The following is a 17,257-nucleotide window of genomic DNA, read 5'->3' on the forward strand; positions in this document are numbered from 1 at the left end:
ATACGACCCTGGCCCGGTACACGGCCCTGGTCCTCCGAGACCGGACCTAAGCGACGGGCATACGACGCACCGGCCCACGCCCCCTCCCGCCGGAGGGAAGCCGCGGGTACGTCGTGGCTGGCGGTGGGTGGAGCCGCAGGCTTTTGCTTTTAGGGGCGCGGGGAACTGCGCGACCAGCCACGACGGCGCCGCAGCCGCGACACGACTGTCACCCACCACCCCCTGGCGGGGGGTCTGGGGGCGCAGCCCCCAGTTTCGGGAAGGGGCGGGGCTGGGGAAAGAACCCCAGCCGCCCCGGAAGCGAAGGGCTCCGGCGATTCGACGGGGTCCATCGGCAGGAAGGCATACGGCTCGAAGCCAGGTTCCTCGCGGCCGGCAGACGGCGCCTCCCGGCGACGTAGCCGCGGCAGCCGCAGCCGGGCGGGCCAAGCCCAGGCGGGCCAGGACTTGGACGCGCCCTGAGGCTGCCGTACCCGCGGCTCGCGCAGACGCCACGCCCGCAGTCCCACCGCCACCGGCACCCCCACCCCCGCGATCCACCCCGCCGCCGCAGGCCCCGTCTGCCACCAGACGGGGCCGAAGTCGGCCAGGGCGGCCACACCGAGGGGCCCACCGGCCAGGGCGGCGAGCACCGCGAGAGCGAGCCCGCACAGAAGCGCCGCGAGCGCCACCGTTCCGGCGATCCGCCCGCGCGACCAGGCCTCGGCGCGCGCGGGCGCCGTCGCGCCCACGTCCCCCGCCCCACCGCCCCCCGGCACCCGCGGCACACCCGCCGCCACCGCGAACCACGCCACCGCCATCCCCGCGAGCAGCGGCACCATCGCCGCGGCCCAGTTCAGCGGGGTTCCAGGGCCCGCGTCCGGCAGCGCCGTCAGCAGAGGAAAGGGCGGCAGCATAGGTGCGGGGGACGAGGACAGGGGATCCGTCACGTGCCAGGCCCCGAGAGCGAAGCCCGGGCCAAGTGCGTACGCCGCGCCCCATACCGCCGCGTTCGGCAGCAGGGCCAGCGTCAGCAGAAGTACGGCGAAACGGCCCGACCACGCTTCGGTGAGCTCCAGGAGCGAGGCGCGGGCCGGCGCTCCGTGCCAGACCAGCGAAACGCCCACCAGCAGGGCCCCGCCCCCTACGAGCACCGCCGCCCCGGCCCCCGTCGCGCGCCCGGCGGCCACGAGAACACCGTCCGCGATGAGACGACGTACGCCCTTGGGGAGGGCACGGCGTACGAACAGCGGCAGGGGCCCGCACCGGCGCCCGTACGCCGTCCACACCCCCGTCCCCGCCGCAGCCACGACGAGCAACGGCGGCCATACGGCGCCCACCGCCCACGACGGGCGCAACACACCGCCCGAGGCGTACAGCACGACCGCCGCGCCGACCGCCAGATAGCCCACAACCACACCGCCCCATGCCCTGCAGACGGCAGGCCCCGTACCCCCACCCCTACCGTCGCCCTCCGCCGCGCCGCGCGCCGCCCGGTGCAGCAGCCACGCGGGCAGCGCGACCAGGAGCAGCGGGGTGACGCCGACGGGCGCGGGTACGCCGGAGAGCGTCTCGGTGCGGACGAGTTCGACGCCGTGTGCCAGCAGCCACAGAGCGGCGGCGATGTGCAACGCCCCGTCGGGACCGCTGTCCGGGTAGGGCGAACTGATCCACAGAAGCATCACGACTACGGCGACCGAGCCGAGCCCCAGCCCCGCCGCCAGGACACCACCGACGAGGCCGGGCACCGGTCCGGGCGACCGGGTGAGCGGGGGCGGCGGCATCGAGCCGCGATCGGTCCGGTGGGTCGGGCGGGCCGGGTTGGTCGGGCGGGCCGGGTGTCTCGAGTAGGCCGAGTGGGTCGGGTGAGTCACGTCGCCATACTCCCAACGCCACACACTTTCCCGGCGTAATAGGCGAATTCTGGACGCGTCGCCCAATATGCGGTTTATGCACTTTTACGCATGGAGGGGCGTCCAGTGACCCAAAGCCCTGCCAGTCCGCTGCCTCCCCCCTCGGCACGTCGCCGTCTCCGCCAGGCCCACTCTCTGAGCCCGGCCGAAGTCGCCGCCAGGGTGGGTGTCGCCCCCAAGACGGTCCGCTCCTGGGAGGCCGGCCGCACCACGCCACGGGGGCGCAAGCAGGAAGCGTACGCACGGTTGTTGGAGGAGCTGGCGGGTCCGGCTCCGGTCGACGAGCCCGAACCCGAGCCTGTGCCCGAGGCCGAACCTGCAGCCGAGCCCGAGGTCGAGCCCGAGCTCGCGGCCGAAGCCGAGACCGAGCCCCCCACCTCCACCCTGACCCCCGCCCAAGCCTTCGACGCCCTCTACGCGTTCTGCGCCCCCAGCCTCGTACAGCAGACGTATCTCCTCACCGGGCGGCGGAAGTTGGCGCGCGAGTCCGTGGACCGTGCGTTCCAACTGGCCTGGCAACGCTGGCCGGAGGTGGCGGTCGACCCGGACCCGGCGGGCTGGGTGCGGGCGGTGGCCTACGAGTACGCGCTGTCGCCCTGGCACCGGCTGCGCCTTCGCCACCGGCGCCCGGACACACCGCCCGCCGCCCCCGGCGACCGCCGCCTGCTCTCCGTACTGCTGAGCCTGCCGCCCACGTACCGGCGCACGTTGCTCCTCCACGACGGCCTCGGCATCGGTCTGCCGGAGACGGCGGCCGAGACAGAGGCGAGCACCGCCGCGACAGTGAACCGCCTGCTGCACGCACGCGGGGCCATCGCCGAGCACTTCCCTGGCCTGACGGATCCACAGGAACTACGACGCCGCCTGACGAGACTGATGCAACTGGCGAGCAAGGAGCGCTTGCGGACCACCCCGAAACCCGTAACGGCTCCGCGTCACTGAGCCGCCACCGCTGTTCGAAACGGCTGAACGGCTGTGGGAGAACGCGAGATGGGCCCGCATCCCAGCAAGGGATACGAGCCCACCCGACGTTCAGCGTGCAGCTGAGAAGACCCTCAGCCGGCGAGAATCGCGCGCGCCAGCTTCGCCGTCTCCGTAGGCGTCTTGCCCACCTTCACACCAGCGGCCTCAAGGGCCTCCTTCTTGGCCGCGGCCGTACCGGAGGAACCGGAGACGATGGCGCCGGCGTGGCCCATCGTCTTGCCCTCGGGCGCGGTGAAGCCCGCGACGTAGCCGACGACCGGCTTCGACACGTTGGCCTTGATGAAGTCGGCCGCCCGCTCCTCGGCGTCGCCACCGATCTCGCCGATCATGACGATCAGGTCGGTGTCGGGGTCGGCCTCGAACGCGGCGAGCGCGTCGATGTGCGTCGTACCGATGACCGGGTCGCCACCGATGCCGACGGCCGACGAGAAGCCGATGTCACGGAGCTCGTACATCATCTGGTACGTGAGCGTGCCGGACTTCGAGACCAGGCCGATACGGCCCGGCTTGGTGATGTCGCCCGGGATGATGCCGGCGTTCGACTGACCGGGGGTGATCAGACCCGGGCAGTTCGGGCCGATGATGCGGGTCTTGTTGCCCTTCTCGACCGCGTACGCGTAGAACGCCGCCGAGTCGTGCACCGCGATGCCCTCGGTGATGACGACCGCGAGCGGGATCTCGGCGTCGATCGCCTCGACCACGGCGGCCTTGGCGAAGGCCGGCGGTACGAAGAGGACGGAGACGTTGGCGCCCGTCTTCTCGATCGCCTCGGCGACCGTGCCGAAGACCGGGATTTCGTTGCCGTCGATGTCGACGGAGGTGCCGGCCTTGCGCGGGTTCACGCCGCCGACGATGTTCGTGCCGTCGGCCAGCATGAGCTTGGTGTGCTTCATGCCCGTGGCACCGGTCATGCCCTGGACGATGACCTTGCTGTCCTTGTCGAGGAAGATAGCCATGGTGGTCTTAGTCCCTCTTCCTTACTTCGCAGCCGCGAGTTCGGCGGCCTTGTCGGCCGCGCCGTCCATGGTGTCCACGCGCTGCACGAGCGGGTGGTTGGCGTCCGACAGGATCTGACGGCCCAGCTCCGCGTTGTTGCCGTCGAGGCGCACGACCAGCGGCTTGGTGACCTCTTCGCCCTTCTCGGCGAGCAGGGCCAGGGCCTGAACGATGCCGTTGGCGACCTCGTCGCAGGCGGTGATGCCACCGAAGACGTTGACGAAGACGGACTTGACGGCCGGGTCGCCCAGGATGATCTCCAGGCCGTTGGCCATGACCTGTGCGGAGGCGCCGCCGCCGATGTCGAGGAAGTTGGCGGGCTTGACGCCGCCGTGGTTCTCACCGGCGTACGCGACCACGTCGAGAGTGCTCATGACGAGACCCGCGCCGTTGCCGATGATGCCGACCTCGCCGTCGAGCTTGACGTAGTTCAGGTTCTTGGCCTTGGCGGCGGCCTCGAGCGGGTCGGCCGCCTCCTTGTCCTCCAGCGCCGCGTGGTCCGGCTGGCGGAAGTCGGCGTTCTCGTCGAGCGAGACCTTGCCGTCGAGGGCGATGACCTTGCCGGAGGCGACCTTGGCGAGCGGGTTGACCTCGACGAGGAGGGCGTCCTCCTTGATGAAGGTGTCCCACAGCGTCACCAGGATGTCGGCGACCTGGTCGGCAACCTCGGCCGGGAACTTCGCCTGGGCGACGATCTCGCGGGCCTTCTCGATCGAGACGCCCTCGTTGGCGTCGACCGGCACCTTCGCGAGGGCGTCGGGGTTCTCCTCCGCGACGACCTCGATCTCCACGCCGCCCTGTACGGACGCCATGGCGAGGAAGGTGCGGTTCGTGCGGTCGAGGAGGTACGAGACGTAGTACTCCTCGAGGATCTCGGGAGCCGTCTCGGCGATCATCACCTTGTGGACCGTGTGGCCCTTGATGTCCATGCCGAGGATGTCCGTCGCGCGGGCGACAGCCTCGTCCGGGGTAGCGGCCAGCTTCACGCCGCCGGCCTTCCCTCGGCCGCCGACCTTGACCTGGGCCTTGACGACGGACTTGCCGCCAAGACGCTCGGTCGCCGCGCGCGCCCCCTCAGGCGTGTCGATGACTTCACCGGCCAGCACCGGTACACCGTGCTTGGCGAAGAGGTCCCTCGCCTGGTACTCGAACAGGTCCACGCGCGTCCGTCCCTATCAGGTATCTCGCGGTTCGTTGGTCTCCGTGGGCGTGCCGCGAGGGCAACGTGACTGCGCGGTCACTAGGAGGGCGTGGGCACGGTGGCCGGCACGCGGCATGTCCGTACCGCAGGCTATCGCCGCTGACGGCAGGGTCGTAAATCGCAGATCACACCTGAGCGGTGATTACGGTCACAGATGCGGGTCCGATGTGGGTCTGATCAGGGCCTCACCAGGCTGGGGTCGGCCTGGTGAGGCCCCTGTAACAGCCCCTGAGGAACGCGCGAACAGCCACTCAGGGGTTGCGGGGCGGACGGTCCCCACCCCTTTGGGGACCACCCGCCCCTGTCCGCAGGCTTCCGGCAGGCCAGCCGACGGTTTTCGGCTGTCCGGTGCCGGGTCGTCCTGCGGAGTCGGTCGGGTGCCGTACGGCTGGGCGTACGGCGGTCCGGTCAGATGCCGTACGCGGCGCCGTGTGCGGCGCCCGGCAGGTAGCTCGGGGTGACGGACTCGGCCACGCCCTGGACGCCGGTGGCCGCGTTGTGGACCAGCGGCCCGCCGGCCGCCTGGACGGTCCCGGTCAGGTCCTGCGCGAGGGGCTCGACCTGCCCGGCGACGCCGCCCGCGAACGGGGAGACCTCGTCGGCAACGCCGTACGCGAACGGCTGCACATCGCCCGCGACCCCGTACGCCAACGCCGTGGCACTGCCGCCGACGCCCCGCACGACGGGCTGCGCGTAACCGACGACGGTGTCCACGACCGGCCGCACCGCCCCGCCGACGCCCTCGGCGAACGGCGGCACCTGCCCGACGACGCCCTGCGCGAACGGGCCCGCCTGGCCCACCACGCCATACGCGACCGGCGGAACGTCACCCACGACGCCGTCCGCGAAGGGCCGCACTTCACCGACGACACCGTCCGCGAGCACGCCCGCATCACCCCCGGCCTGCCCGGCGACCGGCACCACACCGTCCACGGCGGTACGGGCGACGGGCGGGAGGGCGGAGGCGACGGTGTCCTCGGTGACCTGGGCTACGAGGCCGGTGGCGTATGGGGGGACGTCGCCGACGACGCCGTACGCGTACGTCTGCGCGTCGCCGACGACGCCGTGCGCGTACGGGGTGGCGCCTTGGGCGACTCCACCTGCGTACGTCTGGGCGTCGGCCACGACTCCGTACGCCAGCGTCGTCATCCCGCCGACGGCATGGTCGGCGACGGGTACGACGCCGTGGACGGCCTGGTCGGCGATGGGGGTGACGCCGCTGACCGCCGCACCGGCGACCGGCGTGACGCCGTGGACGGCGTCGGCGGTGAGGGGCGGGAGGGCGGAGGCGGCGGTCTCGTCGACGACCGGGGTGGCGGTCTCGTGGAAGCCCTGGACGGTGGAGGGGAGGGAGGTGGCGGTGGCCTGGACCTGGGCAGGGGCACCGTTCACGGTCTGGCGGACGGTGTCGAGCGTGGTGCCGACGGGAGCGGCCGTCCTGCCCAGGGACGCGGCCGTCCTGTCGGCGGTGGCGGCCGTCTGCCGGACCGTGGCCCGGGCGTTGGACGGTGCGCCTGCCGTGGTGCGCTCGGTGGCCGTGAGCTTCGTCTGCACGGTGGCGAGCGCCTGCTCGAGCTCCGGTGCGAACGTCGACAGCGGGCCGAAGAGGTAGTCGATCTCGTCCTGGGGGCGAGTGGCGTCGGAGACGGCGTTCGCCGCCTCCGACTTGGCCTCCTGGGCGGCGGCCTTCGCCCGAGTGACCTCGTGGGCGGGCAGCTCGGCCTCGACGTACTGGCGAGCCTGGTCGGCCGACTTCGTCTTCGCGGAGACGGTCGCCTCTGTCCTGGCGGTGGTACCGGTGGCGGCATCGTGCGCCTTGACCGTCGTACCGGTGGCGGTGTTCTGCGCTTTGGCCGTCGCGCCGCCGGTGATGTCGGTGATCGTGTCCGTGACGGTCGAGGTGTCGGCGGTGTCGGCGGTGTCGGCGGTGTCGGAAGTGTTGGAGACGTCGTGCAGGGCGTTGTCGACCACTCCGCCGACGGGGCTGTCGACCGTACCGGCCGCATCACCGGCCGCGTCGTCCACGGAGAGGGACGCGTCGGGTACGGAGGCGGTCGACTTGGGCAGTTCGTCCGCGTTGGCGACGGCGGAGCCGAGCGCCCACGCGCCGGTGACACCGGCGGCGATGACTATGGAACGGCGAATGTTCTTGCGCATGCGTGCTTCAGATCCTTCGGGATACCGAGACTTGAGGACTTCGGGAGTGGGGGGCTTCCGGTGTCGGATACGGTGCCGATCCCGTTACCGGTCCGGGGAGTTCCGGACCGGTGGTGTCGGCAGCGGCTCCGGTCCGGATCCCGTTGGCTGTGTCCGGAGATCGGAGGGATGTCCGGACGACGGGCAGACCTGTTCCGCCCCCGCGCGGCAGGTCAGCGCGGGAAGGGCTGCCCTAGCCGGGGAATACGGGAATGTCCCGGTACCTGTCCCTGGTCTCGGCCGCGGTGACCACCGCGGCGATACCGGGCACCAGCCTCAGCTGCGCCCGGTTGCTGAACGCGACGGCATGCGCGTCGCCGTGCCGCGGCGAACCGTTGTCGGCCGCGGAACCATGCCCCAACGCACCCCTCGGGGCGCTCTCGGGCTCCTGATGCGCGGGCGGCTGCGCGGCACCCCGCGCACCCTCGTCGTTGTCGCGCACGCCGGCATCGGGCGCCACGTGGCCACCGCTGACCTGCGGCCCGTACGCGCCCGTGGACCGATCGCCGGACTTCTCTCCGGCGTCATGTCCGGCCGACCCGTTCTCCTCCGCAGCCCCACCGGGCAACTGCGGCTGCGAACCGACCGGCAACGTCTGGCCCGGCAGAACGGGCAGCCCCGGCAAGTGCGGGAGAGCGGGAAGTTCAAGTCCGGGGAGTACGCGCAGGGGCGGCCACCACGGCGACGCAGGCGCCCCGGGCTTGGCAACCCCACCGCTCACGACCTCTTCCACCAGGCCACCTATAGGCCGTACGACGCCATCGGCGACCGGCCGAACGACGGTCTCGGTGACCGGCCGAACGACCTGCTCGGTCACCGGGCGTACGACGCGATGGACTCCGTCAGTCACGGGGTCGGTCACCGGGGCGGTCACCTTGTGGACGGAGTCCAGGGGGTCGATGGTGCGGGGGCGGGACGGCGTCGCGGCACCGGACTCCGAGCTGGAACCGGACGAGGCATCGGTCTCGGTCCCGGTCCCGGTGCTGGGGCTGGAGTCGGCTTCGGCTTCGGCTTCGGCTTCGGACGAGGCGTCGCTGAGGCGGACGAGGCCGTCGAGCTCGATGTCGCCGGAGGTCCCGGACCCGGACGTTTCAGACCCGGAAACTCCAGACCCGGAACTTTCAGGAGTCGCCGACCGCTGCTCCGAACTCGGCCTCGCCCTCTCCGCACGCGACTGCTCCGCGCTCTGCGCAACCGCTTCGACCGAGCCCGTCACCACCCGCTCGACCGAACCCGTCACCGACCGCACGACGCCCGTCGCCGTCACACCCGAAGTCGCACCGTCCGCCGCGTCCGCCCGCTCCCCGCACAGCAGCCCGAGTACGAACAACCCGCCCACCAGCAATCCCACTTGCAGCGCACGCCGCCCGGCCGCCGTGCGCGTCATGCGCAGAGCGGCACCGGGGAGTGCGGCTGACAGGATCGACACGGTCAAGACGGGGAGAGCCTCCCGTGCGGCGGGACGAGGCGGGTACGAAGCAGGACCGGGCGGCACACAGCGCACCGTTGAAGTCGCGACGATCCTTGCATGGGAGTCGGGAGGTTGCGCAAGCCCCCCGTTCCCGTTGGACATTCATGCCCGGTTTCCACCAACCAGCCCCGCATGCCCCTCTTTTACCGCCCAGGGCTCCCGGTGTCCGGTATCGGCAGCGGGCGCTTCTCGATCGCCGCAGCCATCACCTCCGGGAACAGGTCGGGCGTGCACGCGAACGCCGGTGCGTCCAGCGCAGCGAGCGCCGCCGCGTGCTCACGGTCGTACGCGGGTGCCCCCTCGTCGGACAGCGCGAGCAGCGTCACGAACTGCACTCCGGACGCCTTCATCGCCGCGACCCGCTTCAGCATCTCGTTCCGTATGCCTCCTTCGTAGAGGTCGCTGATGAGCACGACCACGGTGTCGGCGGGGCGGGTGATCTGCGACTGGCAGTACGCGAGCGCCCTGTTGATGTCCGTACCGCCGCCGAGCTGGGTGCCGAAGAGGACATCGACCGGGTCGTCGAGCTGATCGGTGAGGTCGACGACGGCCGTGTCGAAGACGACGAGCCGGGTGTTGATGGACCGCATCGAGGCCAGTACGGCGCCGAAGACCGAGGCGTAGACGACGGACGCCGCCATCGACCCCGACTGGTCGATGCAGAGGATGACCTCCTTCTTCACGGACTGGGACGCGCGCCCGTAACCGATCAGCCGCTCCGGCACGATGGTCCGGTACTCGGGCAGATAGTGCTTGAGGTTGGCCGAGATCGTGCGGTTCCAGTCGATGTCGTGGTGGCGCGGCCGGCTGATACGGGCACTGCGGTCCAGGGCGCCCGTGAGCGTGGCCCGTGTGCGCGTCGCGAGCCGCTTCTCCAGGTTCTCGACCACTTTGCGTACGACGGCACGTGCCGTCTCCTTGGTCGTCTCGGGCATCGCCTTGTTCAGCGACAGCAACGTGCCGACCAGGTGGACATCGGCCTCCACCGCCTCCAGCATCTCCGGCTCCAGCAACAGCGTGGACAGGCCGAGCCGGTCGATGGCGTCCCGCTGCATGACCTGGACCACGGAGGACGGAAAGTACGTCCGTATGTCCCCCAGCCACCGGGCGACCGACGGCGCGGAGGCCCCCAGCCCCGCCGACCGGTCCTTCCCCGTCCGCCCCTTGCCTGCGGCCCCGGCCCCGTACAGCGCCCCCAACGCCCCGTCCATCCCGGCGTCCTGCCCGGTCAGCTCATACCCGGTGCCGTCCGCCTCCGCCCCGCCCAGCACCAGCCGCCACCGCCGAAGCCGCTCGCCGGAGGCATCGGCCTCGACGGCCGCGCCGGCCCGGCCCGTCGCTTCCGTGCTCATCGGCCCACCCCCATAAGGTCGTTGTCGTTCGCGTCGTTGTCGTTTTCGGCGTCGTCGGCGGCGACGTCGTTCTCGTCCAGCCCCAGGAGCAGGCGCAGCACCGGGAGGACGGCGTCCGCGCGCTCGATGTCGAGGTCGGGGGCGAAGCCGGGTATGGCGGAGCCTGTGGCCGTGGCGCTCTCCCGCGTTCCCGGCCCGCGTCGCACCAGCTCGCCGAGCGTGCGCCGCACCCCGGGTTCGTACGCCGAGAAGGTCCGCCGCAGCAAGGGCAGTACGTCCGTGAACGCGTCCCCCGGCACCCCGGTCAGCCATGCGTCGACCAGCCCGAGCAGCCGCTCGTCGTGCACGAGCAGCATCCCGCCCCCGGAGCCCCCGCCGACGAACCCCTCGATCCACGCCGCCGCATCCCCCGGCGCCGTCCCCGGCGACAACACAAGCCCCATGAGCCGCGCGGCCTCCCCCTCCACCAATTCCCCGTCGTCCAGCAGCAGTCGAACGGCCCGCCCCCGGATGATCCCCGGAATCGTGTCGCGAGCGGAGAGAGTACGCAGCACGGTGTGCCAACGGTCGCGTATGCCGGAGCGAGGGCCGGCGTAGGTGTCGGCCTCGGCGTCGATCTTGGTCTCTGCCTCGGTGTCGGCCCCGGAGCCGGACCTCGCGTCGGCCTCCGGAGGAGGGCCTTGGCCGGCGACCGCAGACGACGTCTCCGTCTGAACCTCTCCCAGCAACCCCACCGCCCCATGCACCGCATCGACATGGCGACGCATCTCCTCGGCGGCGTCCGTGTCGAGGGCGGCACAGGCCGGGGGGAGGCCGACGAAGACGCGCTCGGCGAGGCCCGCGGCGACCTCGGCCAGTGCGTGCGTGCCCGTGCCGCGTACGTCGCCGTAGCGCAGGGAGCGGACCAGGGCGGGGAGGGCCTGGGCGAGGTGGCCGACGTCCGCGTCGAGGGCGGCGCGGTCCGCGAGGATCCGCATCACCACGGGGAGGGCGTCCGGGAGTTCGGCGAGGAGGCAGCGCTCCGCGAGGGTGGTGACGTCGGCCAGGGCGCCCGCCGCGACGGCGTCCGCCTCGGCCTTCGCGGTAGCGGCGGCGAGCACCGTGGTGCCCCACACCCCGGCCTCGGCGACCCGCACCGCCAGTTCCGGCTCCCAGCGCAGCCGCCAGGTCTCCCGGAACGTCCCCGTGCTCCCCCGCGACTCCGCGGGCGCGCCCCACTCGATGCCCAGGAGGCGCAGCCGGTGCAGCAGCCTGCTGCGCTCGGCGTCGTTCTCCTTGCGCAGGTCGAGCTCCAACTCCCGCTCCAGCGCCTCCGGTTTGAGCCGCAGCCGCCGTTGGATCCGGGCGAGGTCACGCTGCAACGGCACCGCGGGCGCCGACTCGGGCACCTCGCCCAGTACATCGCCGACAACGAGCCGGTCGTGCACGAGCGCGAGCGGCACATCCGAGCCCTCGCACATCACGGCCCGTACGGCGTCGGTGGTCTCGGTCAGTCCCGGCAGCGGCCTACCCCGCATCGCGGCGAGCGTGTCGGCGAGCCGCACCGCCTCGATGACGTGCGCGGACGAGACGAGCCGGTCCTCGTCGCGCAGCAGCCCGGCCACCTTCGTCATCCAGCGCTCGATCGGCCGGTCGGGGGCGCTGAACAGATGCCCGTACCAACCGGGCGAGTCGATCCCCGCGCCGTAACCGCTGACCCGCGCAAGCCGCCTGTGCGTCCACGGCACCCACGTCATGTCCACCTTCGCCTTGGGCAGGCCCTTCAGCAGTGCCTTGTCGGCGGCGACGGCCGTCTTGTGCCGCAGGGCGGGCACATGCCAAGCCCCGCACACCACGGCCACGTCGTCCCCGAACTCCCGCTGCGCCGCTCGCACTTGGAGCCGCATATACGCCTCCCGTACGAGATCCCGCTCGTGCCCCCCGCTCCCGTACACCTCCCGCAAGGCGCCCATGGCCTCCCCCAGCACCTCGAAGGGCCCGAACGCGTCCCCGCCCCGCACCCCCCGGTGCTCGATCACGTCCTCCCACCACCGCTCGGGGTCGTCGTACCCGGCGGTCTCGGCGAGCACGGCGAGCGGATCGATCCGGATGGCCTCCTCGGACACAGCGCTGTCCGGTGTCTCCGGCATCCCGGGCGTCTCGGGCCCGTCCGGCGTATCCGGCCTGTTCGGTGCCGCGGACCCGTCGGGCGCCTCCTCCTGCCCCCACGCCAGCGTGTGCGTGGCGGGGAGGTCGATGAAGCGGGCCGGCACCTCGTGTTCCAGGGCCCAGCGGATGGCCACCCACTCCGGGGAGAACTCGGCCAGCGGCCAGAACGCCGACCGCCCCGGCTCGTCCACCACATGCGCGAGGAGCGCGACGGGCGGCTGCATGCCCTCCTCGGCGGCCAGCGCGATCAACGCGTCCGCCTCCGGTGGACCCTCGATCAGCACCGTCCGAGGGTTCGCCGCCTCCAGGGCCGCCCGCACGGCGCGCGCCGAACCGGGCCCGTGGTGCCGGACCCCGAGCAGCAAGGGCCCCGAACCGCGCCCAGCGCCTTCGGCCCGCGCGGCCTGAGGCAGGGATCCGTTCACGCGCTCACCTCCCGGCAGGCGCGGTAGAAGTCCTTCCAGCCGTCGCGCTCGCGGACGACCGCCTCCAGATACTCCTGCCAGATGACGCGGTCGGCCGCCGGATCGCGGACGACGGCGCCGAGGATGCCGGCGGCGACGTCACTCGCGCGCAGGATGCCGTCGCCGAAGTGGGCGGACAGGGCAAGCCCGTTGGTGACGACGGAGATGGCCTCCGCGGTCGACAGCGTGCCGCTGGGCGACTTCAGCTTCGTACGGCCGTCGGCGGTGATGCCGTCGCGCAGCTCGCGGAAGACGGTGACGACGCGGCGGATCTCGTCGATGCCGTCGGGCACGGCCGGCAGGTCGAGGGAGCGGCCGATCTGGTCGACCCTGCGCGAGACGATGTCGACCTCGGCGTCGGCGCTCTCGGGCAGCGGCAGCACCACCGTGTTGAAGCGGCGGCGCAGGGCGCTGGACAGGTCGTTGACCCCGCGGTCGCGGTCGTTGGCGGTCGCGATCAGGTTGAAGCCGCGAACGGCCTGCACCTCCGACCCCAGTTCCGGTATCGGCAGCGTCTTTTCCGACAGGATCGTGATGAGCGAGTCCTGTACGTCGGCGGGGATACGGGTCAGCTCCTCGACGCGCGCGGTCATCCCTTCCGACATGGCGCGCATGACGGGGCTGGGCACCAGCGCGTCGCGGCTCGGGCCGTTGGCGAGCAACTGCGCGTAGTTCCAGCCGTACCGGATCGCCTCCTCCGGCGTGCCGGCCGTGCCCTGCACGAGCAGCGTCGAGTCGCCGCTGACGGCCGCGGCCAGGTGCTCGGACACCCATGTCTTCGCCGTGCCGGGCACGCCGAGCAGGAGCAGTGCCCGGTCGGTGGCGAGTGTGGTGACGGCGACCTCGACGATGCGGCGCGGGCCCACGTACTTCGGGGTGATCACCGTGCCGTCCGGCAAGGTGCCGCCGAGCAGGTACATCGCGACGGCCCACGGCGACATCCGCCAGCGGGCCGGGCGCGGGCGGTCGTCCTGCGCGGCCAGCGCGGCGAGCTCGGCGGCGAACGCGTCCTCGGCATGCGGCCGCAGCGCCTCGTCCTTCTCTCCCGCGGGTGCCTGTGCGGACGCAGGCACCCGCGCGCTCGTGTTCGCGGGCGCGGACTGGTCGCGGCTCGGGTCGACGGACGTCGGATCGACGGAAACAGGCATGGCTAGGTCCCCCTCCAGCTCGGCCGGGTCGGCCGGTTCGGATCTGGTGTCCACCTTGCACCACACCACTGACAATGCACTCTGACCTGCACAAACGCCCTCGCGAGGGTCGATTGTCAGTGGTGGGACCTACCTTCGATGTCATGACTCAGCAGGGGGTGCGCTGGACTGCGGATCAGGTGCTGGCACTGGCACCTGACTCCGCATCACGCAAAGCGGGAAGCAAACTCGGCGCGGCCGGGCCGTGGTCGGAGGCGGGCAGTTCTGACGAGGGGACGGTATGGGGACTGTGCAGGGGCAGCGGCAGCAAGCCGTATCAGACGGTCATCGACCTCACGGATTCGACGGGGCCCGCGTACAAATGCAGTTGTCCGAGCCGCAAGTTCCCGTGCAAGCACGCATTGGGACTGCTGCTGCTCTGGGCGGGCGAGAGCGGGACAGGCAGCTCGGTGCCGCGGGGGCAGGCGCCGGACTGGGCCGAGCAGTGGATAAAGGGGAGAAGGCAGCGCGCGGAGGAGAAGCGGACGACGAGCGGGGCATCGGGCGCCCCGGCGGGTGATCCGGAGGCGGCGCGGCGCCGAGCGGAGCGGCGTGCCGAGCGGATCACAGCGGGGGCGGCGGAGCTGGAGCAGCGGCTGACCGACCTGCTGCGCGGCGGTCTGGCCGCGGCGGAGCAGGCGGGGTACGGGCTGTGGGAGGAGACGGCGGCCCGGATGGTCGACGCGCAGACACCGGGACTGGCCGCGCGGGTGCGGGAGTTGGGGGCGATTCCGTCCTCCGGCCCCGGCTGGCCGGTCCGGCTGCTCGAGGAGTGCGCCCTGCTCCACCTGCTCGTCCAGGGCTGGCTGCGCCGCGAGCGACTGCCGGAAGGACTCGCGGCGACGGTCCGTTCCCGGATAGGGCTGCCCACCTCGGCGGACGGCCCAGCCACGCGCGACCGCTGGCTGGTCCTCGCCCAGTACGACACGGCGGACAGCCGCCTCACGACCCGCCGCATCTGGTTGCACGGAGCGGAGTCGGGACGCACGGTCCAGCTCCTGTCGTACGGGGCCGCCGGCCGCGCACCGGAACTGGCACTGCCCGTCGGCCTGACCCTCGACGCCGAGGTGTCGGCGTACCCGGGCGCGGGCCGGCTGCGGGTGGCCCTGGGCGAGCAGTTCACGCCCCCTTCGCCCGTGACACTCCGCCCGCCAGGAGTGAGCGTGGCGCAGGCGGCGGCCCAGTACGGCGAAGCTCTCCGGGACGACCCATGGCTGGACTCCCACCCGGTGACGCTGGCCCGCGTCATACCGATCCCGGACGCCGACTCCTGGCAACTGGCGGACGCCGACAGCGAGCTGGCCCTGCCTCTCACCCCGGCCGCTCAGTCCCGCTCCGGCCTGTGGCGCCTGGTCGCCCTGTCGGGCGGAGCCCCGGTCAGGGTCTTCGGAGAATGCGGCCACCGCGGCTTCACACCACTCACGGCGTGGCCGGAGGAAGCGGGAGAGGCGGTGCCACTGTGCTGACGCCACAGCCATGCCTCTCCCCACCGACCGGCTCACCCGGATCCCTCAACCCCGTACGGAAGGGACGCTCATGAACAGCCCCCTCACTCCCCCGGACACACCCACCGGGAGCTCCTGGGAGGAGCTCGTGACCGTGGCGTTGCTCGGGACGGAGCGGCGTACGCCGTCGGGGACGGCGCCCGGACGGGAGGCGCCGGGAGCGCTGCTGGACGCGGCGGCGGTGCAGACGGTGCGGCGACGGGCCGGACTGCGGCCGGGGCGGGCGGCGGCACGACCGGAGACGGCGGCGGCGGCGGACGCGCGCCCGGCGCTCCCCCGATCCGCCGCGCGCAGGCTGGCGATGCTGCTCGCCGACCGGCCCGGCACGGGCAGCGGCGGCCGCAGAGGAACGGCGCCCGACCTCATGGAGTTGTTGCCGCAGTGGCTCGCCCTGGCGAACCAGCGCGGGTTCGCGGCACCCCCGGAACTGCTGCCCGCGCTCCTGGACGCCGCCAGAGGACGTACGGATCTGCGACCGGCGGCGCTGACCTTCGCGGGGCCGCGGGCGCTGTGGCTGGCACGGCTGAACCCGGACTGGCGGTTCGCACTGCGTGCGACACCGGGCGGCGGAGCCACGCTGCCCGGTACCGAAGAACCGGAGCGGGCAAGGCAGTTGTGGCAGGAGGGCCTGTTCGCCGAGCGGGTGGCTCTCCTCGCGGCGATACGAGCGCACGACCCGGCAGCCGCCCGCGAACTGCTCGCCACTACCTGGGCGACGGAGCGGGCCGAGGACCGGCTGATGTTCCTCGACTCGCTGCGGACAGGGTTGTGCGCGGCGGACGAGCCGTTCCTGGAACAGGCATTGGCCGACCGGAGCCGCAATGTGCGGGCCACGGCAGCGGAGTTGCTGTCCGCGCTGCCGGGTTCGGCGCTCGCCGGGCGGATGGCGGACCGTGCCGGCTCCTGCGTGTCCGTCGACCACACGGGCGGCACGCCCACGATCGCGGTCGAGGCGCCACACGCCTGCGATGCGGGCATGGAACGCGACGGGGTGGTGGCCAAGGCTCCGGCCGGCCGGGGTGAACGATCCTGGTGGCTGGGCCAGTTGGTCGAGGCGACCCCGCTCTCCACCTGGTCTCGGCGGCTCGGTGGGCGTACGCCGGAGGAGATCGTGGCGTTGCCGGTGGCGGACGACTGGCAGGGCGAACTGCATGCCGCGTGGTGCAGGGCGGCCGTGCGGCAACGCGATCCCTCTTGGTCCAAGGCGCTGTTGGGGTCACCATCGGCGCCGGAGGCCGGAGGACCGGGGGCGGTGTCGCTGGCCGAGCGGGCCAAGCTGCTCAGCACATTGGGCTCCGCCGAGCGAGCCGAGTGGGTGGCGGGGTTCATCGCCGTGCACGGGTTGTCCGAAGCGTTTCAGTTGCTCGGGGTGTGCGCGGTCCCCTGGGCGGGAGCCTTGGGCCGAGCCGTTGTGGACGCGCTCAATATCGCGCGGGACGCGGGGAGTTATCCATGGAGTTTCAGCGGAGTCATGGGGCTGGCCGAACGCTGCCTCGACCCATCGGAAGCCGGCCGCCTCGATGCCCTCACGGCCATACCCGACGAGCCGGAGAACGCGTCGCCCGGTGCCGGGGGCTACTGGGCGGAGTCGTTCCAACGGCTGGTGGGGACGCTGCGCTTGCGTGCGGCGATGCGGCTCGAATTGGACGGGGCGCCTCCGGCGGTTGGGCGGGTGGGTTCGTTTTCGGGTGCGGGTTGAGTGTGGCTGGTCGCGCCGTTCCCCGCGGGGTGCCTCCGGCGGTTAGGCGGGTGGGGTTCGTTTTTGGGTGCGGGTTCGTTGTGGCTGGTCGCGCCGTTCCCCGCGCCCCTGGGGTGGGTGGGGGGTGCGGGGTCGTGGGCCGGTGCGTCAGCCCGTCGCAGG

The 17,257-nt window shown here is 72.3% G+C and carries 10 protein-coding genes and 1 pseudogene; 3 read left to right on the top strand and 8 right to left on the bottom strand.

What is annotated here, in order from left to right; all coding sequences use genetic code 11:
* Positions 1–149: 149 nt before the first annotated feature.
* Entirely contained in the window at positions 150–1,763 is a 1,614-nt protein-coding gene (locus tag OP79_RS45650; RefSeq protein WP_245685690.1) for a cell division protein PerM, read from the bottom strand.
* Between the two features lie 195 nt (positions 1,764–1,958).
* On the opposite strand from OP79_RS45650, the pseudogene OP79_RS45655 reads away from it, so the two are divergent.
* Positions 1,959–2,798, top strand: a pseudogene (locus OP79_RS45655) (helix-turn-helix domain-containing protein); the annotation flags it as partial.
* A 149-nt stretch (positions 2,799–2,947) separates the two neighbouring features.
* Here the strand turns inward: OP79_RS45655 and sucD are convergent.
* From sucD to OP79_RS45690, 7 genes are all read right to left on the bottom strand, one after another.
* On the bottom strand, positions 2,948–3,832 hold the full coding sequence (sucD, locus tag OP79_RS45660; protein WP_033329097.1) for a succinate--CoA ligase subunit alpha: 885 nt from the start codon (positions 3,830–3,832) through the stop codon (positions 2,948–2,950).
* A 21-nt stretch (positions 3,833–3,853) separates the two neighbouring features.
* Positions 3,854–5,032, bottom strand: coding sequence for an ADP-forming succinate--CoA ligase subunit beta (gene sucC, locus OP79_RS45665; RefSeq protein WP_033329098.1), 1,179 nt, complete (start codon positions 5,030–5,032; stop codon positions 3,854–3,856).
* A 449-nt stretch (positions 5,033–5,481) separates the two neighbouring features.
* Positions 5,482–7,230 (bottom strand): hypothetical protein, encoded by a 1,749-nt coding sequence (locus tag OP79_RS56250; RefSeq protein WP_051745678.1) that lies wholly within the window; start codon positions 7,228–7,230, stop codon positions 5,482–5,484.
* A 232-nt stretch (positions 7,231–7,462) separates the two neighbouring features.
* Positions 7,463–8,698, bottom strand: coding sequence for a hypothetical protein (locus OP79_RS50850; protein WP_157857507.1), 1,236 nt, complete (start codon positions 8,696–8,698; stop codon positions 7,463–7,465).
* Between the two features lie 185 nt (positions 8,699–8,883).
* Positions 8,884–10,092 carry a VWA domain-containing protein gene (locus OP79_RS45680; protein WP_033329099.1) on the bottom strand — a complete coding sequence of 403 codons (1,209 nt, stop codon included), beginning with the start codon at positions 10,090–10,092 and terminating at the stop codon, positions 8,884–8,886.
* Complete coding sequence (locus OP79_RS45685; RefSeq protein ID WP_051745682.1) at positions 10,089–12,665, bottom strand: DUF5682 family protein; 2,577 nt, start codon at positions 12,663–12,665, stop codon at positions 10,089–10,091. Before OP79_RS45685 ends, OP79_RS45680 begins: the two co-directional genes overlap by 4 nt.
* Entirely contained in the window at positions 12,662–13,852 is a 1,191-nt protein-coding gene (locus OP79_RS45690; protein WP_033329100.1) for an ATP-binding protein, read from the bottom strand. The genes OP79_RS45685 and OP79_RS45690 overlap by 4 nt, the downstream gene beginning before the upstream one ends.
* 143 nt (positions 13,853–13,995) lie before the next feature.
* Here OP79_RS45690 and OP79_RS45695 point away from each other — a divergent pair, with 143 nt between their 5' ends.
* A complete protein-coding gene (locus OP79_RS45695) occupies positions 13,996–15,357 on the top strand; it encodes an SWIM zinc finger family protein (RefSeq protein WP_033329101.1) in 1,362 nt (453 codons plus the stop codon).
* A 70-nt stretch (positions 15,358–15,427) separates the two neighbouring features.
* The gene (locus tag OP79_RS45700) at positions 15,428–17,095 is read left to right on the top strand and encodes a DUF5691 domain-containing protein (protein WP_033329102.1); all 1,668 of its coding nucleotides are present in this window, start codon (positions 15,428–15,430) and stop codon (positions 17,093–17,095) included.
* Positions 17,096–17,257: the final 162 nt, after the last annotated feature.

Origin of the sequence: Streptomyces yerevanensis (assembly GCF_000716805.1) — a bacterium.
Taxonomy (GTDB): Bacteria; Actinomycetota; Actinomycetes; order Streptomycetales; family Streptomycetaceae; genus Streptomyces; species Streptomyces flaveus.

What these genes read in the sequence shown, in the direction of transcription:
- OP79_RS56250 (WP_051745678.1), bottom strand. Translation starts at nt 7,230, where the DNA reads ATGCGCAAGAACATTCGCCGTTCCATAGTCATCGCCGCCGGTGTCACC.
- sucD (WP_033329097.1), bottom strand. Translation starts at nt 3,832, where the DNA reads ATGGCTATCTTCCTCGACAAGGACAGCAAGGTCATCGTCCAGGGCATG.
- OP79_RS45680 (WP_033329099.1), bottom strand. Translation starts at nt 10,092, where the DNA reads ATGAGCACGGAAGCGACGGGCCGGGCCGGCGCGGCCGTCGAGGCCGAT.
- OP79_RS45695 (WP_033329101.1), top strand. Translation starts at nt 13,996, where the DNA reads ATGACTCAGCAGGGGGTGCGCTGGACTGCGGATCAGGTGCTGGCACTG.
- OP79_RS45650 (WP_245685690.1), bottom strand. Translation starts at nt 1,763, where the DNA reads ATGCCGCCGCCCCCGCTCACCCGGTCGCCCGGACCGGTGCCCGGCCTC.
- OP79_RS45700 (WP_033329102.1), top strand. Translation starts at nt 15,428, where the DNA reads ATGAACAGCCCCCTCACTCCCCCGGACACACCCACCGGGAGCTCCTGG.
- OP79_RS45690 (WP_033329100.1), bottom strand. Translation starts at nt 13,852, where the DNA reads ATGCCTGTTTCCGTCGATCCGACGTCCGTCGACCCGAGCCGCGACCAG.